Consider the following 378-nt stretch of genomic DNA (forward strand, 5'->3'; position numbering starts at 1 on the left):
CCGCCCCCCTTCGTCGCCCGGCCCAGGGGCGTCCCCCCCATTTACCCCGCCGATACGGATACGGCTGCAATCTTCAACGTGCTTGGTAATGCGGTGGAATGCGAGACGAAAGCGGAATACGATCTTCTGGCCGCCGCCAGCGCGCTGATGGCCACCTATTTCGGCATCATGCAGACAACGACCGAATGGTTGGCTGAAAACGGTCTGCCAGAAGAAAAGGCCCGTTCCTATATTACTCCCCTCTTCGCCGGTCTCTCCGAGGTGGCGGTATTGGCCGGAAGCAAGGCTGATTTTAGCGAGACCAGCCGCGAATTCGCCACCAAAGGCGGCCTCAACGAGCAAGTGCTGCTGGACTTTAACGGCAAGGGAGGTTCAAGG

1 pseudogene is annotated in these 378 nt (G+C 59.5%); it reads left to right on the top strand.

Annotation, left to right across the window (positions count from 1 at the left end):
- Positions 1 to 378 (top strand): annotated as a pseudogene (locus PL640_RS25690) (pyrroline-5-carboxylate reductase dimerization domain-containing protein); the annotation flags it as partial.

This window comes from Agrobacterium sp. ST15.16.024 (assembly GCF_027956545.1).
Taxonomy (GTDB): Bacteria; Pseudomonadota; Alphaproteobacteria; order Rhizobiales; family Rhizobiaceae; genus Agrobacterium; species Agrobacterium cucumeris.